Origin of the sequence: Aquincola tertiaricarbonis, from assembly GCF_023573145.1 — a bacterium.
Taxonomy (GTDB): domain Bacteria; phylum Pseudomonadota; class Gammaproteobacteria; order Burkholderiales; family Burkholderiaceae_C; genus Aquincola; species Aquincola tertiaricarbonis_B.
The window spans coordinates 1263411-1278415 of the sequence record NZ_CP097635.1; the positions used below are offsets into that span (position 1 = coordinate 1263411).

The 15005-nt window shown below is 70.8% G+C and carries 14 protein-coding genes; 9 read left to right on the top strand and 5 right to left on the bottom strand.

The window, feature by feature from the left end:
* The first annotated feature begins 36 nt into the window (after nucleotides 1-36).
* The 5 genes from hutC to MW290_RS05895 all read left to right on the top strand — a co-directional run bounded on the left by hutC (nucleotide 37) and on the right by MW290_RS05895 (nucleotide 4246).
* The gene (hutC, locus tag MW290_RS05875; protein WP_250196329.1) at nucleotides 37-762 is read left to right on the top strand and encodes a histidine utilization transcriptional repressor HutC; all 726 of its coding nucleotides are present in this window, start codon (nucleotides 37-39) and stop codon (nucleotides 760-762) included.
* Nucleotide 763: 1 nt separating this feature from the next.
* The gene (locus MW290_RS05880) at nucleotides 764-1342 is read left to right on the top strand and encodes a HutD/Ves family protein (RefSeq protein WP_250196330.1); all 579 of its coding nucleotides are present in this window, start codon (nucleotides 764-766) and stop codon (nucleotides 1340-1342) included.
* 25 nt (nucleotides 1343-1367) lie between these two features.
* Complete coding sequence (gene hutG, locus MW290_RS05885) at nucleotides 1368-2177, top strand: N-formylglutamate deformylase (protein ID WP_250196331.1); 810 nt, start codon at nucleotides 1368-1370, stop codon at nucleotides 2175-2177.
* Nucleotides 2174-3562, top strand: a complete 1389-nt coding sequence (locus MW290_RS05890) for a formimidoylglutamate deiminase (protein WP_250196332.1) — start codon at nucleotides 2174-2176, stop codon at nucleotides 3560-3562. The genes hutG and MW290_RS05890 overlap by 4 nt, the downstream gene beginning before the upstream one ends.
* A 123-nt stretch (nucleotides 3563-3685) precedes the next feature.
* Nucleotides 3686-4246, top strand: a complete 561-nt coding sequence (locus MW290_RS05895) for a YaeQ family protein (RefSeq protein ID WP_250196333.1) — start codon at nucleotides 3686-3688, stop codon at nucleotides 4244-4246.
* A 100-nt stretch (nucleotides 4247-4346) separates the two neighbouring features.
* Here MW290_RS05895 and MW290_RS05900 read toward each other — a convergent pair whose 3' ends face one another.
* Nucleotides 4347-4772 carry a VOC family protein gene (locus MW290_RS05900; protein ID WP_250196334.1) on the bottom strand — a complete coding sequence of 142 codons (426 nt, stop codon included), beginning with the start codon at nucleotides 4770-4772 and terminating at the stop codon, nucleotides 4347-4349.
* Between the two features lie 29 nt (nucleotides 4773-4801).
* A complete protein-coding gene (locus MW290_RS05905) occupies nucleotides 4802-6937 on the bottom strand; it encodes a putative bifunctional diguanylate cyclase/phosphodiesterase (protein WP_250196335.1) in 2136 nt (711 codons plus the stop codon).
* Between the two features lie 209 nt (nucleotides 6938-7146).
* Between MW290_RS05905 and MW290_RS05910 the strand changes: the two genes are divergently transcribed.
* Together MW290_RS05910 and MW290_RS05915 are read left to right on the top strand one after the other, a co-directional pair.
* Complete coding sequence (locus MW290_RS05910; RefSeq protein ID WP_250196336.1) at nucleotides 7147-9282, top strand: prolyl oligopeptidase family serine peptidase; 2136 nt, start codon at nucleotides 7147-7149, stop codon at nucleotides 9280-9282.
* The gene (locus MW290_RS05915) at nucleotides 9279-9566 is read left to right on the top strand and encodes a GNAT family N-acetyltransferase (RefSeq protein WP_250196337.1); all 288 of its coding nucleotides are present in this window, start codon (nucleotides 9279-9281) and stop codon (nucleotides 9564-9566) included. Before MW290_RS05910 ends, MW290_RS05915 begins: the two co-directional genes overlap by 4 nt.
* 3 nt (nucleotides 9567-9569) lie before the next feature.
* Here the strand turns inward: MW290_RS05915 and MW290_RS05920 are convergent, their stop codons facing one another.
* Complete coding sequence (locus MW290_RS05920) at nucleotides 9570-11273, bottom strand: long-chain fatty acid--CoA ligase (protein ID WP_250196338.1); 1704 nt, start codon at nucleotides 11271-11273, stop codon at nucleotides 9570-9572.
* Nucleotides 11274-11387: 114 nt separating this feature from the next.
* On the opposite strand from MW290_RS05920, the gene MW290_RS05925 reads away from it, so the two are divergent.
* The gene (locus MW290_RS05925; RefSeq protein WP_250196339.1) at nucleotides 11388-11960 is read left to right on the top strand and encodes a 3'-5' exonuclease; all 573 of its coding nucleotides are present in this window, start codon (nucleotides 11388-11390) and stop codon (nucleotides 11958-11960) included.
* Here the strand turns inward: MW290_RS05925 and MW290_RS05930 are convergent.
* Complete coding sequence (locus tag MW290_RS05930) at nucleotides 11893-12780, bottom strand: SDR family oxidoreductase (protein ID WP_250196340.1); 888 nt, start codon at nucleotides 12778-12780, stop codon at nucleotides 11893-11895. The two genes, MW290_RS05925 and MW290_RS05930, sit on opposite strands and share 68 nt — an antisense overlap.
* Nucleotides 12781-12902: 122 nt before the next feature.
* On the opposite strand from MW290_RS05930, the gene MW290_RS05935 reads away from it, so the two are divergent.
* Nucleotides 12903-13964, top strand: a complete 1062-nt coding sequence (locus tag MW290_RS05935; RefSeq protein ID WP_250196341.1) for a CDP-6-deoxy-delta-3,4-glucoseen reductase — start codon at nucleotides 12903-12905, stop codon at nucleotides 13962-13964.
* A 7-nt stretch (nucleotides 13965-13971) separates the two neighbouring features.
* On the opposite strand, the gene MW290_RS05940 is transcribed toward MW290_RS05935, so the two are convergent.
* Nucleotides 13972-14919, bottom strand: coding sequence for a CsgG/HfaB family protein (locus tag MW290_RS05940; RefSeq protein ID WP_250196342.1), 948 nt, complete (start codon nucleotides 14917-14919; stop codon nucleotides 13972-13974).
* Nucleotides 14920-15005 lie beyond the last annotated feature (86 nt).

The following is a 15005-nucleotide window of genomic DNA, read 5'->3' on the forward strand; positions in this document are numbered from 1 at the left end:
CTTGTCTATACAACTTCAGGCAAGTAGGATCTGCTCATGCCGATCAAGACCACCTCCACCGCCGCCCCGGCCCCGTACGCCCGGGTCAAACAGTACCTCAAGCGCGAGCTGGCCAAGGGCCGCTGGACACCCGGCACGCTGATGCCGTCGGAGGCGGAGCTGGTGCAACGCTTCAACGTCAGCCGCATGACGGTGAACCGCGCGCTGCGCGAACTGCAGGCTGAAGGCCTGGTCGATCGGGTGCAGGGCTCGGGCACCTACGCGGCGCAGCTGCACCGGGTGTCGTCCACGCTCACGATACGCGACCTGCAGGAAGAGATCCAGGCGCGCGGCCACGAGCACAAGGCCGTGGTGCACCTCAAGCGCGAAGAGGCGGCTTCGCCGGGCCTGGCGCAGCAACTGGGCATGCAGGCCGGTGCGCCGGTGTTCCATACCTTGATCGTGCACCACGACAACGGCGTGCCGCTGCAGTGCGAAGACCGCTACGTCAACCCCGCCTGCGCCCCTGGCTACCTGGACGTCGACTTCACCCAGATCACGCCCACCCACTACCTGCTGGACGTGGCGCCCACCTGGGAGGCGCACTACGCCATCGAGTCGGCGGCCCCCACGGCAGAAGAAGCCCGGCTGCTGGGCATCCGCCGCGACGAGAGCTGCCTGATCATCGTGCGCCGCACCGAGAGCCGCGGCACCGGCATCACGCTGGCGCGTCTGGTGCACCCGGGCAGCCGCTACGTGATCGAAGGCCATTTCCGGCCCTGACATGGCCGTGCAACTGATCGACCTGTTCCGCCAGCCGCCCGAGCCCTGGCGCAACGGCGGTGGCCACACCCGCGAGCTGCTGCGCCGCCCGGCCGCGCCCGGTACCGACTGGGCGCTGCGCATCAGCGTGGCCGACATCGACCGCGACGGCGACTTCTCGGCCTTTGCCGGCGTGCAGCGCTGGTTCGCAGTGCTGGAAGGCGCGGGCGTGGAACTGAGCCTGCCCAGCGGACGCCAGCGCCTTTCGGCCAGCAGCTCGCCGCTGGCCTTCGACGGCGCCGACGCGCCCGGCTGCCGGCTGCTGGACGGGCCCACCCGAGACCTCAATCTGATGGTGCAGCGCGGCCGCGGCACCCTGCTGCCGGTGCAACCGGGCGTGGAGTGGGCTGAACCTTTCGAGGCCCGCGGGCTCTTCAGCCTGAGCGGCGGCCTGTGGCACCCGCGCGAAGGCCGGCCGGTGGTGGTGGCCCCCTTCACGCTGCTGTGGACCGACGACGGCACGCCCTGCCGCTTCGAGCCGGTGGAAGCACCGGCCGATGGGCGGCCTTGCGGCTACTGGATCGGGCATGCGGCCTGCTGAACCTGCCGCGCCAACGGAACCTGCCATGAGCGACGACACCCCTTACACCCTGCACCGCGGCCACAGGCCGCTGCTGGTCAGCGTGCCGCACGCCGGCCGCGAGATCCCGCCCACGCTCATCGACCGCTACCTGCCGCGCGTGCTGAACGTGGAAGACACCGACTGGCACCTCGACCAGCTGTACGACTTCGTGCGTGAGCTGGGCGCCAGCCTGCTGGTGCCACGCTACAGCCGCTACGTGGTCGACCTGAACCGGCCGCCCGACAACCAGCCGATGTACCCGGGCGTCAACAACACCGAGCTGTGCCCCACCCGCTTTTTCACCGGCGACCCGCTGTACCGCGAAGGCCAGGCACCCACGCCCGAGGAGGTGCAGCTGCGCGTGGGCCGCTATTGGCGGCCCTACCACGACGCCCTGGCCGCCGAGCTGCAGCGCCTGCGCGCCGAACACGGCCATGTGGTGCTGTTCGATGCCCACAGCATCAAGAGCGAGCTGCCCTGGCTGTTTGAAGGCACGCTGCCGGCCCTGAACCTGGGCACCGCCAACGGCACCGCCTGCGACCCCGGGCTGCGCGATGCGCTGGCCGCGGTGATGGCCGCCCAATCCGTGCACAGCCATGTGGTGGACGGCCGCTTCAAGGGCGGCCACATCACCCGCCACTACGGCCAGCCGGCGCAGCAGGTGCATGCGGTGCAGCTGGAGATGTGCTGGCGCTGCTACCTGCAGGAAAGCACCCCCGCCGAGTGGGACGCGCTGCGCGCCGGCGAGATCACCCCGCTGCTGCGCCAGCTGGTGCAGACCATGCTGGACTGGCAGCCGCCGGCAGCGCGATGAAGAGGCGCACCACTTCCTGGTGGGCGCCGCGCGCCTGGCTGCCCGGCGGCTGGGCCGATGGCGTGCTGCTGCAGGCCGATGCCAGCGGCCACTGGTCGGCCGTGACGCCCGACGTGCCCACCCCGCCGGAGGGCGCCCAACGCCTGCCCGGCCCGGTGCTGCCCGGCCTGGTGAACGCCCACAGCCATGCCTTCCAGCGCGCCTTCGCCGGCCTGGCCGAACGGCGCGAGGCCGATGCCGACGACTTCTGGGGCTGGCGCGACCGCATGTACCAGGTGGCGCTGCGCATCACGCCCGCGCAGCTGCAGGCCATTGCCGCCCACCTCTACATCGAGCTGCTGCGCGGCGGCTATACCCAGGTGTGCGACTTCCACTACCTGCAGCACGACGAGCAGGGCCGGCCCTATGCCGACGACCCGCTGGCGATGATCTGGGCGCTGGCCGATGCCGCGGCCACCGCCGGCATCGGCCTGACGGTGCTGCCGGTGCTGTACGAGCGCGCCGGCTTCACCCAGCCCACGCTGCGGCCCGACCAACGCCGTTTTGCCACCACCGCCGACAGCGTGTGGCAGGCCTGCCAGCGCATCGGCGCGGCCGGCCGGCCGCTGCTCAATGCCGGCGTCGCGCTGCACTCGCTGCGCGCGGCGGCGCCCGAGTCCATCCACCGGCTGCGGCAGCTGGCCGAAGGTTTTGCCGGCCCGGTGCACATCCACGTGGCCGAACAGACGGCCGAGGTGGACGACTGCCTGCGCGCCACCGGCCAGCGGCCCATCGAATGGCTGGCCGCACAAGGCCTGCTGGACCCACGCTGGCAGCTGGTGCATGCCACCCACACCGTGCCGACCGAGATCGATGCGGTGGCCCGTAGCGGCGCGGCGGCCGTCATCTGCCCCAGCACCGAAGCCAACCTGGGCGACGGGTTGTGCGACCTGCCGCGCTGGCTGGCCAGCGGCGCGTCGCTGGCGCTGGGCTCCGACAGCCACGTGACCCGCGCCTGGCGCGAAGAGCTGCGGCTGCTGGAGTACGGCCAGCGGCTGGCGCTGCGCCAGCGCAACGTCAGTGCCGCGCCGGCCGAAGGCCAGCCGGCCACCGCGCAGCGGCTGTGGCAGCGCATGCAGGCCGGCAGCGGCGCGGCCGCCGGCCTGGGCGCCTGGGGCCTGCAGCCGGGCGCCCGTGCCGACCTGCTGGTGGTGGACGAAGCCGATGCCGCGCTGCGCGGCATACCGCCCAGCCACCTGCTGGATGCGCTGGTGTTCTCCAGCCCCGGACGGCCCTGGCACAGCGTGATGGTGGCCGGCCAGTGGGTGGTGCAGGCGCATCGCCACCCGCAGGCGGAGGCGGTGGCCGACCGCTTTGCCGAGGTGATGGCGCAACTGTGGCGTTGAGGTCGGCCCCCAAGCTCGCTGCGCTCGCTGCCCCCCAAGGGGGCGCTCAGTCCCTTGGGGCGGCCCGGCGGGACTGAGACTCTGACGGCGCCCGCCGCCGTGTGTGGCACAGTGGCGCCCCTCATGGCCATCAAGTCCACCATCTTCAAGGCGCAGCTGCAGATTGCCGACATGGACCGCGGCGTCTATGCCGACCATGCGCTGACCATCGCGCGCCACCCTTCCGAAACCGACGAACGCATGCTGATGCGCGTGCTGGCCTTTGCACTGCACGTGCCGGCCAGCGACGACAACGGCCGGCTCGAACTGGCCAAGGGCATCTCCGACACCGACGAGCCCGACCTCTGGCAGCACGACCTCAGCGGCCAGTTGCTGCACTGGCTGGAAGTGGGCCAGCCCGACGACCGCCGCATGATCAAGGCCGCCGGCCGCGCCCAGCGGGTGACGGTGATCGCCTATGCGGCCAGCACGCCGATCTGGTGGGCCGGCCTGCAGAACAAGGTGGCCCGCGCCGCCCGGCTGGCCGTGTGGCAGGTGCCCGCCGAACAAAGCCAGGCCCTGGCCAAGCTGGCGCAACGCACGATGCAGCTGCAGGTCACGGTGCAGGACGGCACCGTGTGGGTGAGCGACGGCCAGCAGTCCATCGAGGTGGAGCCGCAGGTGCTTAAACCCGCTGCCGATTGAGCGGATAGACGGCCCCGCGGCCGCCGCCCGGCCGCTCCGAAGGCGGCCGCGCAACCCGCCCGGCGGGTGGCTTCAGGTACTCCTGAAGCCGGGTGCTCCATCAGTTGGCGAAGACCTGGCTGCGGTCGGCAAAGGCTTTGAACTCCAGAGCGTTGCCCGACGGGTCGAGGAAGAACATCGTGGCCTGTTCGCCCACCTCGCCCTTGAAGCGCACATAGGGCTCGATCACGAACTTCACGCCCGCGGCGCGCAGCCGGTCGGCCAGTTCGTGCCATTGCGCCAGCGTGAGGATGGCCCCGAAATGGCGCACCGGCACGTCGTGCCCGTCCACCGGGCTGTGGTCGCGGTGGCCGCACTCTTCCGGGGCCAGGTGGGCCACGATCTGGTGGCCATAGAAGTCGAAGTCCACCCAGGCGTCGGAGCTGCGGCCCTCAGGGCAGCCGAGCAGCTCACCGTAGAAAGCCCGGGCCTCGGTCAGGTCGCGCACCGGAAAGGCGAGGTGGAACAGCGGTTGGGGCGTGGTCATGGCAGTGCCTTCGTTCATGGACCCGTACCTTAACTTGCATGACACATGCCCGAAGCGGCTGGCAGGGTCCGCTGTTCACGCCATGTTTCAAATGCAGCCAGGTCCATCGGCCGGCCGGTGTGATAGCCCTGCACCAGGTCGCACCCGGCCTGCCGCAGCGCCTGCAGCTCGGCGGCGGTTTCCACGCCCTCGCCGGTCACCTTCAGGCCCAGCCCATGGCCCAGGTGCACGATGGACTGCAGCAGCTCGCGCCGCCGGGCATCGGCATGCACCTCGGTGACGAAGCTGCGGTCGATCTTCAGCTCATGCATCGGCAGCCGCTGCAGGTAGGCCAGTGACGAATGGCCGGTGCCGAAGTCGTCGATGGCCAGGCCCACGCCGGTATCGCACAGCGCATGCAGCACCGTCACCGGGTCCTGGCTGCTGTCCATCAGGCCGGTCTCGGTCAGCTCCAGCTGCAGCCGCGCAGGTGCCACGCCGTGGCGCTGCAAGAGCGCCGACACCCGCGCGGGCAAGCCCGCGTCCTGCAGGTCGTGGGTGGAGATGTTCACCGCGATGGTGAGCGACAGGCCTTCGCGCTGCCAGCGCGCCAGCGTGCGCACCGCCTGCTCCAGCATCCAGTCGGTCAGCGGGCCGATGCGGCCGGTGCGCTCGGCAAAAGGCACGAACTCGCCGGGCGGCACCCAGCCGCGCTGCGGGTGGCGCCAGCGCACCAGCGCCTCGGCGCCGCGCAAGGTGCCGTCCAGCGAGAACTTGGGCTGCAGGTACTGGTGCAACTGGCCGCCCTCGATGGCCTCGGCCAGCGCCGACAGCAGACTCAGCTGCGACTGGCGTGACGCCTCCAGCGAGGGCGCATACACCGCGCAGCCGATGTGCAGGCGCTTGGCCTCGAACAGCGCCTGCTCGGCATGGCGCAGCAGCGGCTCCAGTGCGGGGGCATCGGCGGGGTACATCGCCAGCCCGGTGGTGATGGACAGGTCCAGCGACTCGCCCTGCCAGCGCACCTGATGCTCCACCTCGCGTTTCATCGCCAAGGCCATCTCTCGCGCGCTGTCGGTGTCGCTGGTGGGCACCAGCGCCGCGAAGGTGCCACCGGCCACGCGGGCCAGGCGGCCCTCGGCGCCGATGACCGTCTGCAGCCGTTCCGCGGCATCGCAGATCACCGCGTCGCCGGCATCAAAGCCCAGCAGCGCGTTGATGGTCTTGAGCCGGTCGATGTCGAAGCACAGCAGCGTGACCTGCCGACCGGCCCGTTCGGCGCCGGCCAGCAGCGCCTCGCCTTCGGCCAGGAAGCGCGGGCGCTGCGCCAGGCCGGTCAGGCTGTCGGTGTTGACCAGGCGGTGGATGCGCAATTCGCGCTCGCTCACCGCCTCGGCCAGGGTGTTGAGCGCCGCCGAGACGCGGCCCACCTCGTCCTGCGTGGTCACCGCCACGCGGCTGCGGTAGTCGCCCGCGGCGATGCGGCGGGCCGCCCGTTCGGCATGCTTGAGTGGCTGGGCGATGCCGCGCGCCACCCGCAGCGAGAACAGCGTGCCCACCACCAGCGCCAGCGACACCAGCGCCAGCAGCAGCAGCCGGTCGCGCCGCAGGCGGGCCTGGGTCTGGGCGGTCGCCAGGTTGGCCGCCGCCTCTTCGGCCTCGTTGAAGTGGTCGCGCGCCACGGCCAGCAGGTCCAGCGTGTCCTGCGTGTCTTCGGCCAGGGTGCGGCGCGCATAGGCCACGGCGCCGGCCTCGAACCAGTCCAGCGTGTCGCGCGAGGCGCGCAGGTATTCGGTCAAGCGCGCGCGCACCTCCTCGAAGGCCTCCTGCCGCGGCCCGGGCGGCAGCAGCACCTCCAGCGCCTCCACCGCCTGGCGCAGCCGCGCGTTGGAGGCGGCGATGCCGGCCCGCAGCCGCGCCTCGTCCTGCGACGTGTCGTTCACCAGCTGCAGCATCTGCCGGGTCGAGCTGTCGGCCTCACGCCCGATCTGCGCCGTCAGTGCCACCACGCGCAACTGCTCGCGTGACAGCTCCGCCAGGGCCTGTGAGGCGGCATGCATGCGGGCCAGCGCCAGCCCGGCCAGCAGCAGCATGGCCATGAGCAGCACCGCGAAGGCGCCCACCAGTCGCACACCGATGCGGTGGACGAAGGGCAGGGGCGGCTCGGTCGTGGTCGAGGCGATCATGCTGCCCATATCGGCCACTGCCGGAATTACTTTTGCCGAATTTGCAGGCTGCTGCCGGTTGGAAGGCCGCCGCACCTGCCGCAACCCCGCACACACACGGGGCGTGGGCTGCCGCGCCTATCATGGTCCGCCCATCCTCTTCCGCAGGCCGCGCCGGCCGCTTGCCCCCGATGCGCCGCTGTTTCGCTGCATTCCTGATCTGCATGAGCATGATGTCCTCCCACGCCGCACCTGCCGCCGCCGACCCGTTCCTGTGGCTGGAGAACGTCCAGGGTGACGACGCCCTGGCCTGGGTGCGAGCCCAGAACGCCACCACCCGCGCCCAGCTGGAAACCGATCCGCGCTTCGTGCCGATGCGCGACAAGCTGCGCGAAATCCTGGACTCCAAGGCACGCATCCCAGCCATCGCCCGCCGCGGTGACGCGCTCTACAACTTCTGGCGCGACGAGGCACACCCGCGCGGCCTGTGGCGGCGCACCACGCTGGCCGAGTACCGCAAGCCCGAGCCCGCCTGGGAAACCGTGCTCGACCTGGACGCGCTGGCCAGCGCCGAGAAGGAGAACTGGGTGTGGTCCGGCGCCACCTGCCTGGGCCCGGACTACCGGCGCTGCCTGATCAGCCTGTCGCGCGGCGGCGCCGACGCCACCGTGGTGCGCGAGTTCGACAGCGTCACCAAGCAGTTCATCCCCGGCGGCTTCAGCCTGCCCGAAGCCAAGTCGCGGCTCGACTGGGCCGACGAGAACACGCTGTACGTGGCCACCGATTTCGGCCCCGGCTCACTCACCGATTCGGGCTACCCGCGGGTGATCAAGCGCTGGCAGCGCGGCACCCCGTTGAGCGCCGCCACCACGGTGTTCGAGGGTGAAAAAACCGATGTCTCGGTCAGCGTCTCGGTGGACCGCACGCCGGGCTTCGAGCGCACCGTGTTCAGCCGCGCCACCGACTTCTACAACGCGATCGAGTTCCTGCTGGTGCGGCCCGCCGGCCCGGACGCGCTGCAGCGCATCGACAAGCCCACCGACGCCAGCCTCTCGTTCTGGAACGAACGGGCGCTGCTGGAGCTGCGCACCGACCTCACCGTGGGCGGCACCATCTGGCCGCGTGGCGCGCTGCTGGCCACCACCGCCGACGACATCCTGCGCCGCCCGCCGGCCGAGCGGCGCTACACGCCGCTGTTCGTGCCCACGCCCACCCGCTCGCTGGCCGGCTATGCCGTCACCCGCGACCGGCTGCTGCTGACCATCAGCGACAACGTGGCCAGCCGGCTGGAAGAACTGACCCCGACGGACCAGGGCCCCTGGCAGCGCCGGCCGATCGACGCGCCCTTCCCCGGCACGCTGGGCGTGGCCACGCTGCACGACCCGCTGCTTCAGCGCGACCCGCTGGCCGAGGACTACCTGCTGACGGCGGTGGACTTCCTGTCGCCCGAAACCCTGTCGCTGGGCCGCACCGGCACCGATGCGCGCGAGGTGCTCAAGGCCTCGCCCCGCTTCTTCGATGCACAGGGCATGCGGGTAGAGCAGCGCTTTGCCACCAGCAAGGACGGCACCCGCGTGCCCTACTTCATCGTGTGGCCGCCCGGCGCCCGGGAAGACGGCAACAACCCCACGCTGCTTTATGGCTACGGCGGCTTCGAGATATCGCTGCAGCCCTGGTACGCGGCCGCCAGCGGCAACGTGTGGGGCGCGCACGGCGGCGTGTTCGTGGTGGCCAACATCCGCGGCGGTGGTGAATTCGGCCCCGCCTGGCACCAGGCCGCCATCAAGGCCCACAAGCAGAAGAGCTACGACGACTTCATCGCGGTGGCCGAGGACCTGGTGGCCCGCAAGGTCACGCGGCCGCGGCGCCTGGGCATCCAGGGCGGCAGCAACGGCGGCCTGCTGATGGGCGCAGTGATGCTGCAGCGGCCCGACCTGTTCAATGCGGTGCTGTGCCAGGTGCCGCTGCTGGACATGAAGCGCTTCCACCTGCTGCTGGCCGGCGCCAGCTGGATGGGCGAGTACGGCAACCCCGACGAGCCGGCCGACTGGGCGGTGATCTCGCGCTACAGCCCCTACCAGGTGCTGCAGCAGCTGCCCAAGGGCGCGCCGCTGCCGCCGGTGCTGTTCACCACCAGCACCCGCGACGACCGGGTGCACCCGGGCCATGCCCGCAAGATGGCGGCGCAGATGATGGCCCAGGGCTATTCACCGCTGTACTACGAGAACATCGAAGGCGGCCATGGCGGCGCGGCCGACAACGCCCAGCGCGCCGACATGATGGCGCTGGGCTATGTGTTCCTGTGGCAGCGGCTGGGCGATGAAGGTGCGGGCATGCCGGCCGCCGCCAGGAAGGATGTGAAATGACCGAACGCACGCCGGTGACGGTGACCCATGACGCGGCCGCCGGCCGCTTCGAGGCGGTGGTGGACGGCCGGCGCTGCGAGCTGGACTACGTGCTGCGCAACGGCGTGGCGGTGATGCACCACACCGGCGTGCCGCCGGCGCTGGAAGGCCGCGGCATCGCCGGGCAGCTGGTGCAGGCGGCGATGGCGCATGCGCGGCAGGCGGGCTGGAAGGTGCAGCCCAGCTGCAGCTACGTGGCGGCGTGGATGCGTCGGCACCCCGACTCGCAAGATCTCCTGGCTTAGTCCTCAGGCCTTCTGCGGCTCCTGGTCCTGCAGCAGCCGCCACATCACCTTGCCCGAGCCGCTCTTGGGCAGCGCCTCGACGAACTCCACCACGCGCGGCACCTTGTAGGCGGCCATGTGCTCGCGGGCCCAGTCGATGATGTCCTGCTCACGCGTGTGGCCGCGCGCCTCTGCGCGCAGCACCACCACGGCCTTGACGCTTTCGCCGCGGTAGGCGTCCTTGGTGCTGATGACGCAGGCTTCCTGGACCGCCGGGCACTTGAACAGCAGCAGCTCCACCTCGCTGGGCCACACCTTGAAGCCGCTGGCGTTGATCATCCGCTTGAGCCGGTCGGTGATGAAGAAGTAGCCCTCTTCGTCCATGCGGCCCAGGTCACCGGTGCGGAAGAAGGACTTGCCTTCGATCTCGATGAAGGCGCGGGCGGTGGCATCGGGGTGCTTCCAGTAGCCCTTGAACACCATCGGCCCATGGGTCACGATCTCACCCACTTCGCCCACCGGCACTTCCTTCAGCGTGTCGGGGTCGATCACCCGGCTGTCGGTGCCGAAGAGCGGAATGCCCAGGCACTGCAGCTTGGCCCGCTCCGGCGGGTTGGCATGCGTGGGCGCCGCGGTTTCGGTGAGCCCGTAGCCCTCGGCGAAGGTCAGGCCGAACTCGGTCTTCAGCCGCTCGGCCACCGCGGCCGGCATGGCCGCGCCGCCGCCCGACAGGTAGGTGAGGCTGGTGAGGTCGAAGCTGCGGTAGTTGGGGCTGCCGAACAGGTCGATGATCATCGTGGGGATGCAGGTCCAGTGCGTCACCCGGTGGCGTGAGATCAGCCGCCCCGCCAGCTCGCGGTCCCAGCGCGGCATGATGACCACGGTGCTGGCGGTGTAGACGGGGCTCAGCACCCCGTACAGCATGCCGGTGATGTGGAAGAAGGGCACCACGCCCAGGCTCACCGTCTCGGGGCTGGCCAGGCCCCACACCGCACCACCGACGATGTTGGGCATCAGCGTCATGTGGGTGTGCAGGCAGCCCTTGGGCAGGCCGGTGGTGCCCGAGGTGTAGGGCAGCAGCACCAGGTCGTCGGGCTCGGCGGTGTGCGGGCCGGGCACATGGCCTTCGGCCAGCGCTGCCGGCCAGCGCTCATGGCCGGGCAGCGCGGGGTGCTCGGCCGTCAGCCACTGCTGCAGCGGTGCCGAGGGCGCCTCGTCGGCCGGTATGCCGCCTTCCTGCATCGCATCGGCAAAGCGGGTGACCAGCACATGGCGCAGGCGCTGCGCCTCCGGCAGGGCCTGGTTGGCCTGGTCGACGATGCCGGCCAGGTCGGCCGTGGTGATGACGACCCGCGCGTCGGGGTCGGTGATGTAGTGGCCGAACTCGTCGGCACGGTTCATCGGGTTCACCGGCACCACCACCGCATTGGCGCGCACGACGGCATAGAAGGCGACGATGAACTGCGGGCAGTTCTGCATGTACAGCAGCACCCGGTCGCCCTTGCCCACGCCGCGGCTCTGCAGCCAGCCGGCAAACGCCTCGGCCCGCTGCTGCAGCTGGCGGAAGGTCATCGGCTGGCCCAGGTACAGGTAGGCCGCCTTGTCGGGAAAGCGGCGGGCCGACACCTCCAGGTTGAACCACAGCGACGTGCGCGGAACGGCCAGTTCACGCGGCAGGCGGCGGGGCCAGATGGCGTGGTGCGGTCGGACGGCAACGGTCTCGGTCATCGGAGCGGCTCCTTGTGTGGGCAGGCCTCGGGGTTTACCGCAGCGGGGCGGGCGGGTCATCGGCTCTTTCCCTGCACGCCTTGTCGCGCTGGTTACACGGCCCTATGCTCGGGCATGACCGCGACCGAAACCCTTGCCGATGCACCGTGCGTGCTGGACATGGAAGCCTCCGGCTTCGGCCGCCACAGCTATCCGGTGGAAGTGGGCGTGGCCCTGCCCGATGGCCGCGCGCTGTGCACGCTGATCCGCCCGCAACCCGAATGGACACACTGGGACGACAGTGCCCAGAGCCTGCACGGCATCTCGCGCGAGACGGCCGTGCTGCACGGCCGCAGTGCCCGCGCCGTGGCCGAACTGCTCAACCGCGAACTGGCCGGCCGCACCGTCTACACCGATGCCTGGGCCCACGACTACGCCTGGCTGGCCACGCTGTTCGAGGCCGCCGGCCTGCGGCCGGCCTTCAAGCTGGAGCATGTGCGCACGCTGCTGGACGAAGACCAGACCAACTCGTTCGACGAAGCGCTGCGCAGCGTGGCAGAAGAACTGCGTGTGACGCGCCACCGGGCCAGCAACGATGCGCGCATGCTGCAGCTGGCCGTGGTGCGGCTGCAGCGCGGCGTCAAGCCGTCGGCATCAAGCCGTGTTCCACCGTCGGGTGGTGCAGCCGCAGGCGCAGCTCGGTCTTGAGCCGGCGGTTGTCTAGCCGGCGCGATTCGGACAGAAAGCTCATCTGCATCGGCGACAGCGCCTGCGCGGCCTGTTCGCGCGTCAGCCGCGGTGGCCGCGGCAGGCCATGCAGCTCGGCCACCCGGTCGAAGTAGTCGCCCATCTTCAGCTCGGTGTCGTCGCTGGCGTGGTACACGCGCTGCGGCGCGCCACGCAGCAGCGCCGCCACGCAGGCCCGCGCCAGGTCGTCGGCCTGGATGTGGTTGGTGTACACGTCGTCCGCCTGCGCCAGCACCGGTGTGCCGCGGCGCACCCGCTCGCGCGGGTCGCCGCCGGGGCGGTCGAGTGCATAGATGCCGGGCACGCGCAGCACGCATACGGTGGCGCCCGTGGCGCGGCCAAAGACACGCACCTGGCGCTCCGCGTCCACCCGCCGGCGGCCGCGGGCGGTGGCGGGTTGCGGCAGCCGGGTTTCGTCGAAGCGGGCGCCGCCGGCATCGCCGTACACGCCGCTGGTGCTCATGTACACCAGCCGCCGCGTGGCACCGCCGCGCGCCAGCGCGGCCAGCAGGTGGGCAGTGCGGCGGTCGGTCTCGCCCTCGTTGGCCGGCGGCGCCAGGTGCAGCACCCGCGGCGCCAGCGCGGCGATGCGGCGCAGGCTGGCGGCATCGTCCAGGTTGCCCACCACCGGCACCGCGCCCGCGGCGCGCAGCTCAGCGCAGCGCGTGGGCTGCGACGTGAGCGCTGCCACCCGCCAGCGGCCAGCCAGCAGGCGCAGCACACGCAGGCCGACGTCGCCGCAACCGACGATGAGCAGTTCAGGACGACGGGCTGGGTGCACGACAACTCCATGGGATGAGGCGGGTCAGGGGCGCTGTGCCGGCCGGCCTGCGGCACGGGGCCGGGGCACAATCCGCCCTGCGCCCGTCATCGGCCGCGCCCTTCTTGCCTTCTCATTCCATCATGACTTTTTCCATCACCGTGCAGCCGGCCGGCGTGTCCTTCGACGTGCCGCGTGACGACACCATCCTGGCCGCTGCCATCAGCGCCGGCATCGGCCTGCCCTATGGCTGCAAGGACGGCGCCTGCGGCTCCTGCAAGAGCCGGCTGGTGGAAGGCCGGGTGATCCACGGCGCCCACCAGAGCAAGGCCTTGTCGCCCGCCGAGGAAGAGGACGGCCTGATCCTGCCCTGCTGCGCCACGCCGCAAACCGACTGCGTGATCGAGGCGCGCACCGTGCCCGGCGCCGGCGAATACCCGGTGCTGAAGATGCCCGCCCGCGTGAGCAGCCTGCAGAAGGTGGCGCCCGACGTGATGCTGATGCGGCTGCAGCTGCCGGCCAACGTGGCCTTCCAGTACCACGCCGGCCAGTACGTGGAGTTCATCCTGCGTGACGGCTCGCGCCGCAGCTACAGCATGGCCAATGCACCGCTGACGCCGCCGCCCACCACCGGCGATGCACCGCCGCCGGCCGGCAGCATCGAGCTGCACCTGCGCCACCTGCCGGGCGGCAAGTTCACCGACCATGTGTTCGGGGCGATGAAGGAACGCGAGATCCTGCGCGTCGAAGGGCCGTTCGGCAGCTTCTTCCTGCGCGAAGACAGCGAGAAGCCGATGGTGCTGCTGGCCTCGGGCACCGGCTTTGCGCCCATCAAGGCCATCATCGAGCTGATGCGGGCCAAGGGCATCCAGCGCCAGGTCAAGCTGTACTGGGGCTGCCGCAGCCGCGCCGACCTGTACCTGCACGAATGGGCCGAAGAGGCCGCCGCCACGCTGCCCCAGCTGCAGTACATCCCGGTGCTCAGCGATGCCAAGCCGGAAGACGGCTGGACCGGCCGCACCGGCTTCGTGCACCAGGCGGTGATGGCCGACCTGCCCGACCTCTCAGGCTGGCAGGTGTATGCCTGCGGCGCGCCGGTGATGGTGGAGTCGGCGCAGCGCGACCTGGTGGCCCAGTGCCGGCTGCCCGAAGACGAGTTCTACGCCGACGCCTTCACCAGCGAGGCCGACAAGCACGGCGGCTGAACGACCGTCACTTGCTGGCCGGCGTGGTGGCCTTTTTCACCGGGGCCGGCTTGCGGGTGCTGGCCGGCGCCGGCTTGGCCGCGGCGTCCACCTCCTGCGAGGCCGCCGTGCTGCCGCCCTGCACGCCCAGCGTGCCGCCGGTGCCCAGGCCGCCCTTGACGGTTTGTGCCTGGTAGTTGCGCACCGCCTTCACCAGCTGGTTGTACGAGTCGGCGAAGGCCGCGATGATGATCTTGCCCTCGGGCGAATTGGCGTAGCCGCTGGCACCGCCACCGATGGCGCCGCCGAACAGGCCGCCCATCAGGTTGAAGTCGGTGTTCTTGGCTGTGCCCTCGGCCGCGGCCAGCTGCACGCCCGAGCGGTTGTCGATCATGATCAGCGTGGTGGCCGCCTCGTTGGTCTTGAGCCCGCCGGCCACCGCCCCCAGGATGCCCAGCCCGCCGCTGAAGCCGCCCAGCGCGCCGCCCATGCCGCCGGTGTTCTGGCTGAACTGGATGCTGGGGCTCATCGTGTAGTCGGCCGCCACCATCTGGCCCTTGCCGAAATTGCTGTTGTTGCGCATCTCGCCCGAATCGCGCAGCGCGCGTTCGGTGTTCATGTTGTTCATCGCGGCGCCACGCTCCACCACCACGAAGCAGTTGCTCTGCTGGATCATCATGCGGATGACCGGCACGGTGGAGCCCAGCTTGTAGTTGCGCAGGTACTGGTACCAGGTGGCGTTCTGGTCTTCCACCACCGCCAGCGTGCCCAGCGACTGGTCGCACTTCTCGAGGCTGCTGTTGGCGTTGGCGGTGGTGGCGCCGCCGGCGGCACCGGTGACGGCGGATTTGGAGCCACCGCCCACTTCCGGCTGGGTGGACACGCAGCCCGCCAGCAGCAGCGTGGCGCTGCCCGACAGCAGCAGCATGCGGCCCAGCTGGGCGAAGGGCCGGGAGGCCGGGGGGGTGGTCTTCATGACGCTCTCTCCTGTGCTTGCGCCGCGACGCGGCTGGAATTTGCAAAGAATTGTGTTGCGCTCCCTGTGCGCGAACTATCCCGCTC